This window comes from Nonlabens sp. Asnod3-A02, from assembly GCF_045063755.1.
Classification (GTDB): domain Bacteria; phylum Bacteroidota; class Bacteroidia; order Flavobacteriales; family Flavobacteriaceae; genus Nonlabens; species Nonlabens xylanidelens.
The window spans coordinates 197,899-214,333 of the sequence record NZ_JBEFOC010000005.1; the positions used below are offsets into that span (position 1 = coordinate 197,899).

A 16,435-nucleotide genomic window follows, 5' to 3' on the forward strand; every position below is an offset into this window, starting at 1 on the left:
TAGTTAAGTCAAATCTACAATTACTCCACGGTTATAACCTACACTTTAAGAAAGAAATAGCTAGTTCTATTCTTCCGTTTCTTTTCTTTTAAGAATACGTCCTCTAGGTTCATCTCCTTTGTGTAAAACTACATCAGAGTGTAAGAATTGAGCTGCCTGAGCAGAATCTTTTACTTTGCTAGCTGTGCGTTCTAACATAGCCTTTTCAAAATCATTAAGAACAGCATCTCTTAATCCTGTTTCTTTCCAGTTAGATTGTGGACGGCAGCCTATAGATATGGCACGTGCTAGTGATAATGCATCTAGTAACGCCTGGTTTGCTCCCTGACCCTTAAAAGGGCTCATAGGGTGCGCTGCATCACCTATAAGTGTCGTGTCGTGATTATTTTTTAATTCTTCTGGATCGAGTAAAGATCTATCATAGACAGGATAACCAGAAATTTGTGATTCTTGTGTAGCATTCATTATTTCTGGGATAGGTGAGTGCCATTGTGTTCTCAATATAGCTTCCTTTTTAAGAGCTGCAGGACCTAATTTACTTAGTTTTTTAGCATTATTTTCTGACATTGGGAAACTAAGTTGCCACATGATCGTGTCAGATGAGAATGGCATCATATATATGCGTTCTTTTCCATTTGCTGTTTGAAATACAGTAGCATTATCTAACAAATCATGTTCTAAACCATTAAGACTACTTAGTGGGCAGATACCTAAAATAACAATACAATCTAGATAACGCAATGGAGTAGGAGCGTCACCTATTAACAGTTTGCGCGTGGTACTACGTATACCGTCTGCTCCCACGACTAAGTCGGCAGTTTTTATTATCTCTTCTCCATTTACTAGAAAGTTAAGATCTATAGCATCATTTTTATTTCTTTTAAAACCTATTAATTGGTGTCCCCAGGTGACCTTATCATCACCGCCCAATTGATCGAGTAATTCTTGACGTAAAGACTGTCGCGCGATATGTACGTTAGTCCGTTTTGAATAGGTGTTTTCTTTACTATCTAGCCATTTTCTGATTCCCCATTCTCCTATAACAGTGCCATCTGGTATATGTACTGTATGTTTAGTAGACGTAATTCCTTCTTTTAAACGAGTAATACCTAAGCCTTCTATAGCTTTACTAGCTTGTTGTAAAGTAAGCCCATAACCTTGTGAACGTTCATTAAAACTAGCATCACGTTCATACAGAGTAAAAGGAATACCGCGATGCAAGCAGGCTACAGCAAGTGCTGTACCACCTATACCACCACCTATAATCGCGACATGTGGATAGTTATCTACAGCGGCAACAGGAAATGAGTCTGCGGGAAGGAGTCCTTTTCCTTCACAACTTAAACAGGTGTATTGGTGTGCTTTAGGTCTCTCAGGTGCAGGGCCAGTATTATTTGATTTTTCAAATTGTTCTACGGCTCTTAGATAACTTAAACGCATTTTTTTGCGCAATCTTCTGCTTTTTTTTCCACGACCTAAACAGTCTGGACAGCTGGTCCATACAGTGCTATTATGTTGCTCGTTTTTCAATTCTAATGATCATAAATGAGGTGTAAAGATAAAAAAGCTGATAGAATCAAGGGTTAGATTCTACCAGCTAGATCAACTGTAAGTTGTAAAAGAGTTCATACCACTCTTTTATTTAACTTATTTTATAAAGTCAAAGTTGTTATAACAAGTTACTTACCTTTTTTTTCCAGGTAGTAGCTAGAGCAATTTCTCCATTTAATTGAGAACTTATATCTTCATTATATAACTCAAACTCTTCTATTTTAGAACCTTGTCTAGGTGTAAAAACTAGCGCGACACGTTGCACTACCTCATAACTAGAGCTGTCGTTTTTAATACGATTAGTATTCTTTTTTACCTCACAAGATTTTATGTCGTTAAGATCTATTTGTTGAAATAACTCTTTGTCCTTTGTTTTATGATAGCAATATATTTTATTGAGGCTATCTAGTCCCAGAGCAAAGTCGTTGTGAACAGCATAATCTACTAGGGTTGCACGATTTTTTGCAATGTGTTGTTGCAAGGTTTCTTTAAGGTGTTTTTCTCTTTTTTTGGTTGTGCTGCTTATGATTACAAATGGTGTAATACAAACGATTAATAATATAGCGATAACCATAATCATTCCTGTATCCATGATATTTTTTTTGATAATGTGTATAGTAAGTTGACATGATTTTTTAAAAACCATGCGCATTTTAATTAAATAAGTAAATCACTAATTAATTACCAGAAAGAATGAAAGGGAAATATAATATCCTTAATAAAGGAATGATGAATAAATATGTAATCGTACTTTATAGTTTTACTACCTTGATTTAAAGTAAGGTAGCTACTTCTATTAAGTAATCCAGTGGTATGGAAATAATAATGATCTGTAGTTAATCGCGATCTTTCTGGAGCAGATAAATGCACGACAGACGGCACATTTGCTCCTATAAATAGATGGTGATGGTAACTAGATGCAGCTTGCACTGTAGCGGTGTCCTCTATGGGATACTCGATTAAATGATCAGAAAACGTTACATTTCCAGCACTAACGGATACTATAAAAAGTACCGATAGGACTATGAAATTAATGAAATGTTGAATCGTTTTCAAAATAAAATAAATGCTTGATTATAAAATTTATATCTATAGAAAATGGTGTTTTCTAACAGCACAACAAATGAATAACAAAATCTGATATAGAAAATGGAATTTTAGTTAAATTATTCCCATGTTTCAAATTCTTTTGAGAATGAGATTGCTGGTTCTGGGATGTTTTATTTTTAAGATTCCGCTTTCGCGTAAGCGAGACCCATATCCATCTCCATATAATTTTATAAAGGTAATTCTAATGTTAAGGTAAGCGCACGTCCTACTAAATTTAAAAAATGGAAACCTCAGATAATGTGGTAAATGCTTCTAGAAATTTCATACCTCTATAAGAATTCCCTTTTAAATTTAATTTGGGACTCCACACAGCTATGGTATATTCATTAGGGTAAATAGCAATAATCCCACCACCTACACCACTTTTACCAGGTAAACCTACTTTAAAAGCAAAATCTCCTGACTCATCATAAAAGCCGCAGGTAAGCAAGAGTGCATTAATTCTTTTAGTCTGACTTCTAGTGAGTATCTCTAGTTGATCATGTACCGTTTTTCCTTTATTGGATAAAAATAAAAACAGCTTAGATAAATCTTTACAACTTAATTCTAGAGAACAAATATCAAAGTAAAAATCCAGCACCTCATTAGGGTCATTTTTAATATTACCTAATGATTTTATAAAATTACATAGAGCGATATTGCGGTAACCTATCGTTTTTTCTGAAGATGATATTTTTGCACAATAATCTACCGTTTTATTAGGAGACATACTCCTTATAAATGCTAGTAGATCTTCTTTAGGATGGTCTAGATGGCTTATTAAAATGTCTGCAACAACTATAGCACCTGCATTTATGAATGGATTTCTAGGTATTCCATTATCGTTTTCTAATTGTATCAAAGAATTGAAACCGGTACCAGATGGTTCTACACCGACTCTTTCCCATATACGCTCTCCCAGTATTTTATAGGCCAGACACAAGGACAGTACCTTTGCTATACTTTGTATAGAAAAATTTTCATCAAAGTCACCTTTACCGTAGGATGCCCCAGAATTAGTGGCGATATGAATACCAAATTTTTCTGCATCTATGGTGGCTAGTTCTGGTATATAAGAGGCTAGATTACCTATGTTTTCCATCTTAGATACCTTCTCAAAGACCTTTTCTATCACCTCATTATTATCCATATACTCGACTTTATTTTCATTATTGTAGCAAAGATAATAGGGGAGCACCGCGTTTTAAGTCTTTATTACTATTTTTAAAAATGCCTTTCTATATTCTTGCTATTTATCTCACTGTAAGATAGTAGATTTTTTAAGCTCGTTATTTAGGTAATATAACTTACTATTTATAATTGATTAAGTGTGGTTTTAGTTCCGCTTTCGCGAAAGCGAGATAACAAAAAAGCTCATAAATCAAAACACTCTTGATTCATAAGCTTTTAAATATTTAAGTACTTTTCTAGAATTAATAGAGAACAAATCGTTTTCTATATCCATAAAATAGACTGTATAGAACTAGTTGATTAACTCTATTCTGTCTGAGGTAATGTTGATCAATTTCTCTTTATAAAGGTTACCTAGTGCTTTTTTATAAGACTTTTTACTCATGTTAAATTGAGCACGTATAGTCTCTGGCGCACTTTTATCAGTAACTAGTAAATAGCCATCTGGACTTTCTCTCAGCGCTTCTAGAACAATATTTGCGTCATGATCTATAACATTAAGATAGCCTTGAGGTCTAAGAGATACGTCTATCTTACCGTCTTCTCTTATGTTTTTAATAAAACCTATACCTTCCATGCCTTCTTCCATTTCAGAAAAAACATCACTTCTATAGAGTAATCCTTCTATCTCGCCTTCAATTAAAACATTATAACCTAGAGGTGTTTCTCTCTCTATGATTAATTTTACTTTATCACCTACCTGTAAATCCATTACTGTATAAATTTAAATACTCTTTTATTCTCTTATTTGTAAAAATGCAAAGGTAGTTCTTATATAAAGATTTAAAATTTGAGTAGTTAATATATATAATCACATCTTAAATCAAGAACGGAGTAGTGGAATAGGTGTTTTTAAAGTTCTATTCTATTTCATTTTTAGCTAAGAACTTTAGAATAAGCGTTGCAATTTCACTTGTTTTTTCTTCGGCCGCAAAATGACCAGCATCTAGAAGATGCAACTCTGCATTAGGTAAATCTTTTAAATAAGCTCTGGCACCATTTGCATTAAATTTTAAATCCTTTTTACCCCAGGCTATTAAGGTTTTAGGTTGTTGCTCTCGTAGCATTTTTTGCCATGTAGGATATCTTATCAAATTAGTATTATAATCTTTAAATAACTGTACCTGAATCTCTCTATCTTTCTTTGACGTTAAGAAGGCCAGATCGTGTGTCCAAGCATCTGGACTTTGAATATTCCTATTTGTACTGTCTAGGTCAAATAAATACTGCTTATTTATGATAGCGTCTTTACTAGTTAGGCTGTATAAAAAATCATGCTTTGCTGTCGATGTATCTGTTTGTGCTGTCCTAAAAAAGTCTTGTCGTTGAGGAGTAAGTCCTTCTAGATATGCATTTGCGTTTTGAACGATTAAAGCATCCACACGTTTAGGGTTATTCATCATCATGCGATAACCTACAGGTGCGCCAAAGTCTTGCATATACATAACGTAATTCTCTATATCTAGTTTATCGACCAGTTTTTCCATGTAAGAAGCCAGTAAATCAAACGTATAGTTAGTAGTGCTAGGGTCAAAATGTGTACTGTAACCAGATCCTAAATTATCTGGTGCAATAACATGATACCTAGTTGCTAGCATGGGAATTAAGTTTCTATAAGAATGTGAGGAAGAAGGGTAACCATGTAATAATACTATGGTGGGATTATGTTTATCTCCTGCCTCTCTATAAAAGAGTTTTGCACTATCCACTTCTACATAATTATAGGTTGTTGCTGGTGGTAAATAGAATTCTTTTTCGGTGATTTTTGTGCTGTCCTGACATCCAAAAAATGCTGTGATCACCACTATGATTAGTGCAAATTTTCTCATCTTAAATTGCTATTTATTTTGATTTTTCATGAATTCTCTTATTTTTTTAATTATCGCATTACCATCTTCTTCAAGTGCAAAATGACCTGTATCATAAACATTATAATCTATTGTTTTTACGTCTTTTTTAAACGCTTGGGCACCACTTTCAGGGAAAAAGGCATCATTCTTACCCCAAACTATTAATAACGGCGGTTGATTATCTCTTAAATACTGTTGCCACTGTGGATATAGTTTTATATTATTTTGATAATCATAAAACAAATCTATGTTAACGGCATGTGCATTAGGTCTAGATAATCTTAAATAATCTAAATTATAACTATCAGGATCTACAGTTTCTACATCTCTAACTCCATGTGTGTATTGCCATTTTAAACCTTCTAAAGTAAATGCAGGTAATAAGGCATCTTCGGTTTCTTCGGTTCTGTTTTCCCAGAGAGCTCTTATTCCAGCCCAGGCTTCTCCTAGACCTTCTTCGTATGCATTTCCATTTTGATTTATGATAGCCGTAATTCTTTCTGGATGTGCTGTTGCAAGTCTAAAACCTATAGGGGCACCATAATCTTGAATCATGATGGCATAAGAATTAATACCTTTTTTTTCTAAAAAGGAATCTACGACAGTCGCGATATTGTCAAATGTGTAATCAAATGTTTCTGATTCTGGAAAATCACTGTTACCAAAGCCAGGATAGTCAGGAGCGATTAAATGATACTCATCAGATAATTGTGATAGTACTTTTCTGTACTGGTAAGATGAGGCAGGAAAACCATGCAATAAAACGATGGTAGGATTATTAACATTACCTGCTTCTCTATAAGCTATGTTGATACCGTTAACTTCTAGTGTTTTATATGCTACGCTCGTTTCTTGATGTGGAGTACTAGATAATGTAGCGCTAGTTGCAGTGTCTGTTACTAATGGTGTTTCTTGTTTACAAGAGATAAGTAATAAAACAATACTTAATGATAGAATAATATTTTTCATGATTTTGATTTAAGTCTCCGTATAATTAAGGAGGTATGTAAAAAGTCATCACCGATACTTGTACCGGTGATGACTTTTATTCACATTATTTAGTTTCTACCAGCCATAACGCCACCATCTGTATCCCAAATAGCACCTGTTACCCAAGCAGCTTTGTCAGATAATAAAAACACTATACTGTTTGCTATATCTTTAGATTCTCCAAAACGACCTATAGGGTGAAAACCATTAAAACCTACTAAGGCTTCTTTTGCAGCTTCTTCACTTCCAAAAACGCTATGATAAACAGGTGTGTTTACTAAAGCTGGAGAAACAGCATTAACACGTATGTTATCATCTGCTAGTTCCATAGCTAGATGTTGTGTTAAGGAATGTAGTCCTGCTTTTTGCATAGAGTATGCGGTAGATGGTGTTGCTTTTACAGCTTGTTTTGCCCACATAGAACCTACGTTTACGATGGAACCTCCTTGTGTTGCTTTCATTTTTTTAGCTGCACTTTGTGTAATAAAGAAGAAACCTCTGTTTAAGTCTAAATAAGAGTTATAATCTTCCATAGTGTGATCTAAAAATGGTTTAGGTCCAAAAATACCTGAAGCATTTACTAAATAATCTAAGTTGTCTAAACCATCTATACTTTCAATAAGTGATGCTACTTCGGTAGTATTAGATATGTTAACTGTGTGTTTAATTAGATTATCAGCGTCGGCTATTTTATTAGTGTTTCTTCCTACTACGTGCACTGTAGCACCACCTTCTAATAAAGCATTTGTTGTTGCATTACCGATTCCACTTGTTCCACCTATTACTAAGGCTACTTTGTTTGCAAATTCTTTCATTTTGTTTACTTTAATTGTTAATTAAAGACAGACAGGTCTGTCTATTTGTTTATAAAATTTTTTAAGCTATTATTTTTTCACACAATTTTTTTGACTCTATGATAGGCCAGTCTTGTTGATGTAGATGACTTTCTCCCACAGCACTTTCATAGAGTAAATAGATTTGTCTAGATAATGAATTGACTTGTTCTCCATTAATACCTTCTATATTGTGTTTTACTAATTGAGTAATGATGTCAATAAAGCTATTTTTTTGAGATTGTATCTCGTTTCTTATAATTTCATTATCCTTAGGGATTTCTGAAACTGTTTTAATACACCAACAGCCATTAAAGTCTTTATCTTGATAGAATAATTTAAGAAAATCAAATATGGCGAGTATTTGGTCTTTGCCTTTCTTTCTAGACTGAGTAAAACTTTGAAAATCTGTCAAAAAGTTAATGTTTTTGAATTTAAGGTAAGCCAGACAAATTTCTTCTTTTGATTTAAAATGATTGTATAAAGTAGCCTTGGCAATTCCAGCTTCGGCAATTATTTGATTGATACCAGTAGAGTTATAGCCATTTTTATAAAATAAAAAGGAAGCTGTTTCTATAATTCTATTTTTTACTTCGGCATGTTTCATAATACAAATTTACTTTAAATTCACAAAAACAGACTAGTCTGTCTGTTTTTATATTAAAGTTAACATCATAGATTTTATAAAAGTATTGTTTTTGGGAAAACTAATAATATGTACCGTATTGTATTTGAATGAATTAAGTGAAATTCGCTTGTTTTTACCACAGTTCTTTGTTGTACACTGGCTTATGATGTCAAATCATTTTGGATAGCATACATTTTCCCTTTTTCTGTTAGAATTATATCTCCTGCATTATCTAACCTTATTAAACCTTTCTCTTGAGCTTCAGCGATTATTAAGTCAAGATATATTCTCGAAATATTCATTTGTTGAACAGTATGACTATACAAAACATATTGTTCAGTAGTTTGTTCAAATTTAGACACAATGTAATGCATAAATTCTAACATAGAATCATTAGCCTTTTCTTCCTTCAAAGTTGGTTTGTTCCCAACAAATGGGTTATTCCCAACTTCTGGTTTTTTAAGTAATGGACTTTGATGAATTGTCCTTATCAACTCGTCAAAATTAAATTCATAATCCGCATTCTTTGAAAAATTTAAATAAAGCTTAGTCTCTAAAAATGTAGGTATTTCATTAGATCCATTTTGGCGAATTATTGGAATAACTTTATTTGTGTCAATATTTTTCAAGAGGTTAGAAGTTATAATCATTTTTTCATATCCAACACCTCCTTGACCTTTATTCGCTTTTTGGACATATGTTTCAGTACATATCATTATAATTCGGTCAGCACTTGCTAGATGGTTTTCCATAAAATGAGGTAAATCATCACCAGGTTGAAGTTCCCATTGGTCTAATATTGCATCAATTCCATTATTCCTTAATCTTGTCCCTAAATCATTGACCCATTTTTTATGTTCTAATGAATCGTGTGAATAGGAAATAAATACTTTTGGTATGCTCATATTTTTTTTGCTTGTGTACAACGTTAAATATATGGCAAGTTGGGCAGAAAATAAGCGATTACTTTCGGTTTAGCCACAAGCCAAATCTTTTTATTTTGTTTTAATTTTTCCCTTTTAATACCAAATCAAAAGATTTGGTGACTTTGCAAATAAGCAACAACCTTTCGATTAAACACTAATCGCCCAATTTGCTATATATAGTGTTACCTGCTGGCTTTATTCAGTTTTTTATTCACTATTTCACTTATTTTTCCTTTTGCTATTATTCTTGGCGGTTCTAGTAGTTCAAATTCCAATTCAGGATAGAGTAAATTTTCAAATTCCGCAGTCCATAATATATTGATTAACGCAATTACGTTGTCTCCAGGAAAGACTTTTTGCTTGTCATTAAATATCAGATTTGCAGAAGTCATTTCTTTTTTATCTATCAGTTTAAAAATGGGTCGATATCCAGAATAAGCATATCCTTTCCGACCGCCATTTTCGGTTGTCATAAATTCAAGTTCAGCAATAAAATCTGGTTCAAGTTTCTTGTTTTCGTTTATATAAGTGATTTGATATTTGTCATCTAGTTTGTAAACGATAATACTAGGATTTTTCTGTAATTTAATTTTTCCGCTTTTGAATTGCGTTTCTATTGATTCAACTGATTTTTGGTCAAACGAGTAAACTTCATTTTTTAAGTCATTTATGTGGTCAATCCAAATCTGTATTGAGTCAGTTATAGAATTTGCATAAATAGTTTGGCTAAATTCTTTTTCGCCTAACTCAGTTCTATATGTAAATGCTTTTATCAATTTTTATTTTTTTGCTTGCAGGTAACGTGTTTGTATATGGTTTGTTGCGTGTTTTAAGCACCTAATTTAGTAAGTAGGCGAGAAGCCAGTAATTAATTATGCATGATGTAAGTGATGAGCTATGCAGTTATTCTGGATTAACGCCTATAATAAGGCAAAGCGGAACGAGCATAAATGGAAGAGCACGAATAAGTAAAATAGGTAACCAGAAGTTAAGAAACCTACTGTTTATGTGCAGTTTTAATGCTTGTAAATACAACAAAGCATGCAAGGCAATTTACGATCGAATAGTTGCCAAAGGAAAGAGTAAAAAACTAGCTTTAATAACTGTCTGTAATAAGCTCTTAAAACAGGCTTTTGCCATAGCAAAATCAGGATTAATATATGATGACGGATATAGAAGTGTACTGGTTAGAAATTAAGTGAAATTCACTTGTTTTTTACCACAGTTCTTTGTTGTGTGTAGTTTTTATCGTCTACCGATTGTTTTGACTATTGGTTCAATATCATTATCCACTAAATTCACTCCAAAAACAGCTTTTCCTATTTTTTTAATTTTTCTAATCCTTTGTTCAACGATATCTGCATTAATTCTCTGAGGTTTTAACTCAAATTGTTCTTTTGCTAAATAAGTTATCATTCCAATTTCAGATAGGTTTTGTGCTAAGTTCAAATCTAGAGTTTCAACTATTATACGAAGTAGTTTTATTAAATCGATTGATTCACCTTCTTCAAAATTTAGGACATCTGTATTTTGAAAATCTAAATCAGTTAAAGCACTTGTCCAATATGAATTTAGATTAGCTCCTTGACTTATAATTAAGCTATTTAATTGTGGTGAAATTGATTCAGAAAGATGAGTGAATAGATTCCTCCTAAGTCTAATATATTTTATAGTGTCAATTATTTCTCGTGAAGGAACAGAGCAACCAGAGGATGTTAATGTTAGTATATATTTTTCTTCAAGTTGGTTGTCATTTGTAGAAACAAAACTACTAGGATTGAATAGCCTCAAAATATCAAGACTATCCTTTAGATAGTAGCTTGTGACTTCATAACTAGTGGAAATATAAGCGCCAAAAGTGAATTTTTGATTTAATTCTTGAAACGATGGTAAATCTTTTATTTTCACATTTATTCGAGGTGCCATTATATTATCTTGAAATAAATCAGGCGTAAATAAATCTCCTTCTTCGCCTCCAAATTGTTTCAAACGTTTTATTAATTCGTTGCGATTAAATTGAAAAAAACATAACTGGTCATTCAATGAAGCGAGAGTATCAATATATTTTTTTAATAATGGTGTTTTCATAAATGTTTACTAGATAATTTTTCTATTGTTTTGGTTTGTTTGGACTAATTTCCATTAAATAACTAAATCGCAAATGACACTTTTCATTGTACGTTTTTTCATCTTGGACTATCCATTTGTACATTTTCGGATACGCAAATTCCATTATATTAAATGATGCTAACCAAAAAGAACCACCAAAGTCTTGAAATCTTATGTTATTTTTTGTTTCATCCGTTTTTGAAAGTAAAAAATCTCCAACCTCTATAAATTTACTTTGATTGTATTTTGAATAAGTCTTAATCAAAGTGCGTTTTGATTTATTACTTTTATGAGCCACATAATTTCTAAATGAATAAAAATCGTCAATATGATTTTTAGCTTCAGTTGATATGTTCAGAAATGGGTTTAATTTTTCTGTTAGAATCTTTTTAGCAATTGATTTTAAATTACTTGCGTTCTTTAAGTCAAAATAGCCTAAACCATTGAGGTAAGCTATACATTCATCATTACTTATGGTTTTTGGCAAGTCTAGTTCTAGTTGTAAAGAGAGTTGTGAAGTGTCAACTTTTAAGCACTCAATAATGATTTTCTCAGCATACCATTCCCAATCACAAATTGTTTTTATAGTAAAAGCCTCAATTATTTCCGATGCTTCATAATTGGAATAAACCTTTCCGCGAAGTGCTAGTACTTTTGCAAACAAAAACTCAGCTTGCGAATGAATCTTTGCCATATACATAATTGTATATTGATAACCGATAGAATTAAATTCTTCAATGTTTTTTAGCTCTTTTAATTCAGATTCGGTCATTTTTTTAAATTACACACAACGGAATTGTATAAGAACAGTAGGGCGGAAAAAACGCGACTACTATTCGATTAAACACAAGCCGAATTTTTATTTTTTTTTATTATTATATCTCTGTCAATAAGCCGAATTTAAAAATTTGGCGACTTCGAAAAAGTGCTTGAAACATTGGTTTAAGCACCAATTGCCCTATTGTTTTTATACGTGGTTGTGCGTCATATTTTTCACATTGATGATAACGGTTCTTGGAAATACATTAAGTCAATCCATTGTTTTATTTTATCAAATCTAAACCCAAAAATACTACTTTCGGTTGTTTCTCCACCGTGTGTTATTAGTCCAATAAGTCTTCCTCTTGTATCAATTATTGGTCCTCCACTACAACCTCTAAATCTATTGTGGTCTTTGATTGGTTCTCCTAAATCCATTTCGATAAAATGTTCTCCAATGTTTTTAATTGTCAAACCCCAATATAATTGTTCTTGAAAATCTAACATACCATTAACCATACTTGGTCTTATTCTTCCATAAAAGCTACAATGTTCATCTTTTTCAATTTGATAATCGTCGTCGACAATAAGCATTGTTTTTCCGCCTTCTTCAACTGTCATAGTGCCCAAATGGTTTAATTCAAAAACCCTTTTTTGTTGTAAAATATTATCCAAAAGTGGGATTTCTCTAAACGCAACATCTAATTTTGTTCCGATTTTGTCAGGATTTTCTAAATTATATTCCAAATTTTGAGCATCTGGAATTCCTTTAAAGTCAATTTCGGTTAAATAGGAGAATTCTCCCAAATAATACATTTCTGTTTGATTGTCTTTTATTCTACCAGTTACGATGCCTACGTTTTGCCCTTCACAATCCGAAAAATGTGAAACGGTACACATAAAAAAGCGTTCTTTATACTTAACAATTACTCCAGAGCCTAAGGATTCAGGTTTCAAATCGTTTAAATCACTTCTTATTAAATGAATGCAAGAAGTTACTGTTAATTTTAAAATCTCCATATGTTTCGAGGTTTCCTAATATGACGAACAACGTGTTTGTGTATGATTTCGTTGCGTCTTTAAGCACTAAAGTTAGCAAATAAATCACAGATAGAAAGTCCGCGAGGACTTTCGTAAGTAGGCTATAACTAGCAATGAATTATACACGGTGTTGCCACACGTTTTTTTATCCGCAACATTTTTTTAATTTAATTCCACTACCACAAAAGCAGTAATCATTCCTGCCAATGTTCTTAATGGTTTCAGGAAATTTTCTTTCATACTTTTCCATTAATGGCTTATAATAATCTAAATCAAATCTTTGAGCAAAATCTGCATCAAATGCAACAATATCCGAATCTGGTCTCTTTTGAAGGTTGGTTCTTAAATATCCACCAAAAAAACCAAGTTCACTATCAGCAATAAAGTATTTTGAATTTTGAGTTCGTTTTTTGAAATAATCAAAAAGAGTGTCAAAACCTTTCGAGTATTCCATAATTATTTCTAGGTCAAAAATACTCATAGTAATTGGCGTAACTTTTTCTTTGTGAAAAAATAATCTAGTATGAGCTGTAATTGCAGGATAACTATCAAGAACTACACAAGCCGAATAAATTTCGTTTACTTCTGGAAGTTCAAGTTTTTCGCCACTATCTTTATATTGAAAATAACATTTATTGCTTAAAATTAATTCATAAGGTAATATAGCTTGTTCGTGTGCGTCTTGAACTGCAAGTTTAAAGTCTTTTTCGAACGTGGCAATATCTCCGTTTTTAGATAATTGACTCAACCTTTTAGATTTGACTTGAAAAATGAGCATTTTATTATCTTTTACAATGCAAATATCAATATCAGTTACTGTTGTCGCTTTTACTTCTTTCACTTCGACTTCTGAATGAATAAATTTTGAATCAATTTTTCTTGAAAGTAATTTAGCTACAATATGTTCAGCTATGTCTCCTCTATTTTTTTGTGCTTTATTCCGATATTTTTTGTCATCAATCATCCAATAGAAAGGGCTATCATAAATAGCTTCTGAAACTGTATAAGGTAATGGAATGATATAACTGTTATCAGTTTTAATTACTGGTCGAATTTTGAATTGATTTAAGTCGCCAATACTATTATAGTTTTCATTCAGCACCTCATTTTCTCCAAATGATAAAGAATCTAAAATTTTAATAAAATTTGGATTCTTTTTAAAAATATAATTGTTGAAATTAAAACTATAAAGTTCGATGTAGTTATCTCCAAAATCTTTAACGTTTAATTTAAAATTTAGGATAGACTTTAAACTGATGTAAAGGTTTTTTGCATCTTCTAAACTAAAATTTTTATTAGTTAATAACCAATCTTTATCTTTCGAATATTTTGTTTCTAAAAAAGAAACAAATTGATAATCATAAGCTCCCGAAGGTGCATAAAAAACAGTTTCTCTTACAGAGGCTGGATTTGTTCTAAATTCTAAATGAAAATTTTCAAATTCTCCAATTTTTGGGAAATGCTTTAAAAAGGTCAAATGATATTCGTCCATTAGTTTGTGGACTTTCTCTGCCTTTATCTTAAAACTTTCTGTACTTGGTATTTTTTTATGTCTGTTCTTTAACCAAATCCCAAATAAGAAAGTTATTTCATTTTCGTTAAGTAAAGCTCTAAAATTTCTAGTTGCTAATTGGTCAGTTGAACAGTTTAGATTTTCTCCAACCAAATAGAGTAAAACAGTCAGAAAATCAGAATGAGAGGAAAATTGATTTAGTTCAGCTAAAATTTCTTTTTCATCTCGCATTTTATTCAATAAATTGTTCTCTAATTCTTTCGATGAACTCATCCTTATACTGCCAAAGAATTAGATAATTTGGATTTTCAATTTGTCTCAAAATATTAATTTCATTTCTTAAAAATTGAGTTAATTCCGGAATGCTAACGGAATCATTTGGGTCATTTGTGTATTGTAAATATGCTGGAATGTGAATTCCAAAAACTCTATCGACAAGCAAATAATTTATATCTCTCACAATTCCAGAAAACAATTCATTTTCAACTATTAATCCTTGATTTCGAGAAAGGCTTAAAGCTGGGTTTGCTCTATTGATTTCAGTAATATATCTTTCAAATTGGTCAATCATACTAGACCTTGCTTCACGACTATAGGCTTTGTTTTCTATTTCAACAATTTGGTTTTCTAATACTTCAATTTCTGCACTTACATTATCAAGTTCTTGTACAAAACGAATTCTGTCATTTTCTATAGTCCAAATTTCTATTCTTAATTGTAAATCGTGAGCTATTCTTTTTTTGTCTATTAATTCCTTTAACAATTCAATTTCATTCATAAAATATTATTCTTTAGCTGGATGTTTTCAAATGTGTGGCAACGTCTACGTATAAGAAACGTAGGGCAGTTAATAAGCACTATCGTTTCAATTTATAACTTAGCTAAATATAAATATTTTGCTTTTATCTTTTCTACTATAAACGCCAAATTTTATATTTAGCGGACTTCATTAATATGCACAGACTTTCGGTTAAGCCACAAATGCCCTATGTTTTTTATACACTGTTACCACCAGTTATTATTTCAGTGATACTTGTATTTTGTTATTCTCTGGTTCTATTTTAATCCACTTTTCAGGTTCTCCATCAGGAATACAATCAATCAAATTCAATCCGCTTAAATAATTCTGTATTGACTGTTTTCCGAACTTTATTGTCATTTCATAAATTCCTTGTCCACCTTTTCCAATCCAAGCGCGAGTAACTACTTTCTTATGTTTTTTTATATTTTCTTTAGATAAACTTTTCAAATCATTAGGATAACAATCAACACCATCACACCAATATCCAACTACATTATCAATTCCTAAATTATCAAAATCTAAACTATATTCTAAGCTGGAACAAAATTCGCTATTAAAAATTGGTTCAGTAAAATTATAATTAAACGCTCCGCATTTTTGACATTCTATATTTTCAGAGTTTAATTCATCATTTTCACAGCAATTACATTTTCCGAATTCCGAATTTATATGTGAGATAATAATTTTTGCCTCTTTATGATTTAATCCAAAATCATCAATTATTTTTTTAGTTGCAAATAATTTCAAATCTTGTTTAACCATTCCCCAAATCTCGAACTTTTGCTCTTCAGTCAAATCGAGTTCGTTTATATCATTTCCGCATTTTTTGCAGTTCATTTTCATTTGAGTGGTCTAATTGGTGGTAACGGTTTTGTATATGGCTCGTAGCGTGTAAATTAGCGATTATTTTTCGGTTGAGCACAAGCCAAATTTTTAAATTTTACTATTTATCTTTTTTATTGGAAATCGTCAAATTTAAAAATTTGGCGACTTTCCAAATATGCCTTAACTTAGGTTAATCAACTGATTAGCTATGAGCTATATACGTCTTAAGTTTGAAATCACTAAATTAAAGGTTTATAAATAGAAAGAACAAAAGAGAGGAATAAGGTTATTATATACGTAGAGACTACAGATCTCGTCAACATTGAAA

General features: G+C 31.7%; 17 protein-coding genes and 1 pseudogene. 1 reads left to right on the forward strand and 17 read right to left on the reverse strand.

Features of this window, described 5'->3' with window-relative positions; translation table 11 throughout:
• Positions 1 to 66: 66 nt before the first annotated feature.
• The 11 genes from ACJJVN_RS00955 to ACJJVN_RS01005 all read right to left on the reverse strand — a co-directional run bounded on the left by ACJJVN_RS00955 (position 67) and on the right by ACJJVN_RS01005 (position 9,834).
• Positions 67 to 1,530: an FAD-dependent oxidoreductase gene (locus tag ACJJVN_RS00955; RefSeq protein ID WP_405376801.1), complete on the reverse strand. Its 1,464-nt coding sequence runs from the start codon at positions 1,528 to 1,530 to the stop codon at positions 67 to 69.
• Positions 1,531 to 1,669: 139 nt separating this feature from the next.
• On the reverse strand, positions 1,670 to 2,143 hold the full coding sequence (locus ACJJVN_RS00960) for a hypothetical protein (protein ID WP_405368317.1): 474 nt from the start codon (positions 2,141 to 2,143) through the stop codon (positions 1,670 to 1,672).
• Positions 2,144 to 2,232: 89 nt separating this feature from the next.
• The gene (locus tag ACJJVN_RS00965) at positions 2,233 to 2,607 is read right to left on the reverse strand and encodes a hypothetical protein (RefSeq protein ID WP_405376803.1); all 375 of its coding nucleotides are present in this window, start codon (positions 2,605 to 2,607) and stop codon (positions 2,233 to 2,235) included.
• A 268-nt stretch (positions 2,608 to 2,875) separates the two neighbouring features.
• Positions 2,876 to 3,790 (reverse strand): glutaminase, encoded by a 915-nt coding sequence (locus tag ACJJVN_RS00970; protein ID WP_405376804.1) that lies wholly within the window; start codon positions 3,788 to 3,790, stop codon positions 2,876 to 2,878.
• 333 nt (positions 3,791 to 4,123) lie between these two features.
• Complete coding sequence (locus ACJJVN_RS00975; RefSeq protein WP_405368322.1) at positions 4,124 to 4,543, reverse strand: DNA-binding protein; 420 nt, start codon at positions 4,541 to 4,543, stop codon at positions 4,124 to 4,126.
• A gap of 148 nt (positions 4,544 to 4,691) precedes the next feature.
• A complete protein-coding gene (locus ACJJVN_RS00980) occupies positions 4,692 to 5,660 on the reverse strand; it encodes an alpha/beta fold hydrolase (protein WP_405376806.1) in 969 nt (322 codons plus the stop codon).
• A gap of 9 nt (positions 5,661 to 5,669) precedes the next feature.
• The gene (locus ACJJVN_RS00985) at positions 5,670 to 6,650 is read right to left on the reverse strand and encodes an alpha/beta fold hydrolase (RefSeq protein WP_405376808.1); all 981 of its coding nucleotides are present in this window, start codon (positions 6,648 to 6,650) and stop codon (positions 5,670 to 5,672) included.
• A gap of 89 nt (positions 6,651 to 6,739) precedes the next feature.
• A complete protein-coding gene (locus ACJJVN_RS00990; protein ID WP_104515994.1) occupies positions 6,740 to 7,486 on the reverse strand; it encodes an SDR family NAD(P)-dependent oxidoreductase in 747 nt (248 codons plus the stop codon).
• 61 nt (positions 7,487 to 7,547) lie between these two features.
• Positions 7,548 to 8,111 (reverse strand): TetR/AcrR family transcriptional regulator, encoded by a 564-nt coding sequence (locus ACJJVN_RS00995; RefSeq protein WP_405376810.1) that lies wholly within the window; start codon positions 8,109 to 8,111, stop codon positions 7,548 to 7,550.
• 182 nt (positions 8,112 to 8,293) lie between these two features.
• On the reverse strand, positions 8,294 to 9,037 hold the full coding sequence (locus ACJJVN_RS01000; RefSeq protein ID WP_405376812.1) for a toll/interleukin-1 receptor domain-containing protein: 744 nt from the start codon (positions 9,035 to 9,037) through the stop codon (positions 8,294 to 8,296).
• Between the two features lie 203 nt (positions 9,038 to 9,240).
• Entirely contained in the window at positions 9,241 to 9,834 is a 594-nt protein-coding gene (locus ACJJVN_RS01005) for a hypothetical protein (RefSeq protein WP_405376814.1), read from the reverse strand.
• Between the two features lie 116 nt (positions 9,835 to 9,950).
• Here ACJJVN_RS01005 and ACJJVN_RS01010 point away from each other — a divergent pair.
• A pseudogene (locus ACJJVN_RS01010) lies at positions 9,951 to 10,256 on the forward strand (transposase); the annotation flags it as partial.
• Positions 10,257 to 10,303: 47 nt separating this feature from the next.
• Here the strand turns inward: ACJJVN_RS01010 and ACJJVN_RS01015 are convergent.
• The 6 genes from ACJJVN_RS01015 to ACJJVN_RS01040 form a co-directional block, all read right to left on the reverse strand.
• Positions 10,304 to 11,146 carry a hypothetical protein gene (locus ACJJVN_RS01015; RefSeq protein WP_405376816.1) on the reverse strand — a complete coding sequence of 281 codons (843 nt, stop codon included), beginning with the start codon at positions 11,144 to 11,146 and terminating at the stop codon, positions 10,304 to 10,306.
• Between the two features lie 22 nt (positions 11,147 to 11,168).
• Complete coding sequence (locus ACJJVN_RS01020; protein ID WP_405376818.1) at positions 11,169 to 11,939, reverse strand: hypothetical protein; 771 nt, start codon at positions 11,937 to 11,939, stop codon at positions 11,169 to 11,171.
• A 221-nt stretch (positions 11,940 to 12,160) separates the two neighbouring features.
• Complete coding sequence (locus ACJJVN_RS01025) at positions 12,161 to 12,946, reverse strand: hypothetical protein (protein ID WP_405376820.1); 786 nt, start codon at positions 12,944 to 12,946, stop codon at positions 12,161 to 12,163.
• Between the two features lie 166 nt (positions 12,947 to 13,112).
• Complete coding sequence (locus ACJJVN_RS01030) at positions 13,113 to 14,711, reverse strand: YecA family protein (RefSeq protein ID WP_405376821.1); 1,599 nt, start codon at positions 14,709 to 14,711, stop codon at positions 13,113 to 13,115.
• A gap of 1 nt (position 14,712) precedes the next feature.
• Entirely contained in the window at positions 14,713 to 15,258 is a 546-nt protein-coding gene (locus tag ACJJVN_RS01035) for a hypothetical protein (protein WP_405376823.1), read from the reverse strand.
• A 240-nt stretch (positions 15,259 to 15,498) separates the two neighbouring features.
• The gene (locus ACJJVN_RS01040; protein WP_405376825.1) at positions 15,499 to 16,125 is read right to left on the reverse strand and encodes a hypothetical protein; all 627 of its coding nucleotides are present in this window, start codon (positions 16,123 to 16,125) and stop codon (positions 15,499 to 15,501) included.
• Positions 16,126 to 16,435 lie beyond the last annotated feature (310 nt).

What these genes read in the sequence shown, in the direction of transcription:
- ACJJVN_RS00960 (WP_405368317.1), bottom strand. Translation starts at nt 2,143, where the DNA reads ATGGATACAGGAATGATTATGGTTATCGCTATATTATTAATCGTTTGT.
- ACJJVN_RS00970 (WP_405376804.1), bottom strand. Translation starts at nt 3,790, where the DNA reads ATGGATAATAATGAGGTGATAGAAAAGGTCTTTGAGAAGGTATCTAAG.
- ACJJVN_RS00975 (WP_405368322.1), bottom strand. Translation starts at nt 4,543, where the DNA reads ATGGATTTACAGGTAGGTGATAAAGTAAAATTAATCATAGAGAGAGAA.
- ACJJVN_RS00980 (WP_405376806.1), bottom strand. Translation starts at nt 5,660, where the DNA reads ATGAGAAAATTTGCACTAATCATAGTGGTGATCACAGCATTTTTTGGA.
- ACJJVN_RS00985 (WP_405376808.1), bottom strand. Translation starts at nt 6,650, where the DNA reads ATGAAAAATATTATTCTATCATTAAGTATTGTTTTATTACTTATCTCT.
- ACJJVN_RS00990 (WP_104515994.1), bottom strand. Translation starts at nt 7,486, where the DNA reads ATGAAAGAATTTGCAAACAAAGTAGCCTTAGTAATAGGTGGAACAAGT.
- ACJJVN_RS00995 (WP_405376810.1), bottom strand. Translation starts at nt 8,111, where the DNA reads ATGAAACATGCCGAAGTAAAAAATAGAATTATAGAAACAGCTTCCTTT.
- ACJJVN_RS01000 (WP_405376812.1), bottom strand. Translation starts at nt 9,037, where the DNA reads ATGAGCATACCAAAAGTATTTATTTCCTATTCACACGATTCATTAGAA.
- ACJJVN_RS01015 (WP_405376816.1), bottom strand. Translation starts at nt 11,146, where the DNA reads ATGAAAACACCATTATTAAAAAAATATATTGATACTCTCGCTTCATTG.
- ACJJVN_RS01020 (WP_405376818.1), bottom strand. Translation starts at nt 11,939, where the DNA reads ATGACCGAATCTGAATTAAAAGAGCTAAAAAACATTGAAGAATTTAAT.
- ACJJVN_RS01025 (WP_405376820.1), bottom strand. Translation starts at nt 12,946, where the DNA reads ATGGAGATTTTAAAATTAACAGTAACTTCTTGCATTCATTTAATAAGA.
- ACJJVN_RS01030 (WP_405376821.1), bottom strand. Translation starts at nt 14,711, where the DNA reads ATGCGAGATGAAAAAGAAATTTTAGCTGAACTAAATCAATTTTCCTCT.
- ACJJVN_RS01035 (WP_405376823.1), bottom strand. Translation starts at nt 15,258, where the DNA reads ATGAATGAAATTGAATTGTTAAAGGAATTAATAGACAAAAAAAGAATA.
- ACJJVN_RS01040 (WP_405376825.1), bottom strand. Translation starts at nt 16,125, where the DNA reads ATGAAAATGAACTGCAAAAAATGCGGAAATGATATAAACGAACTCGAT.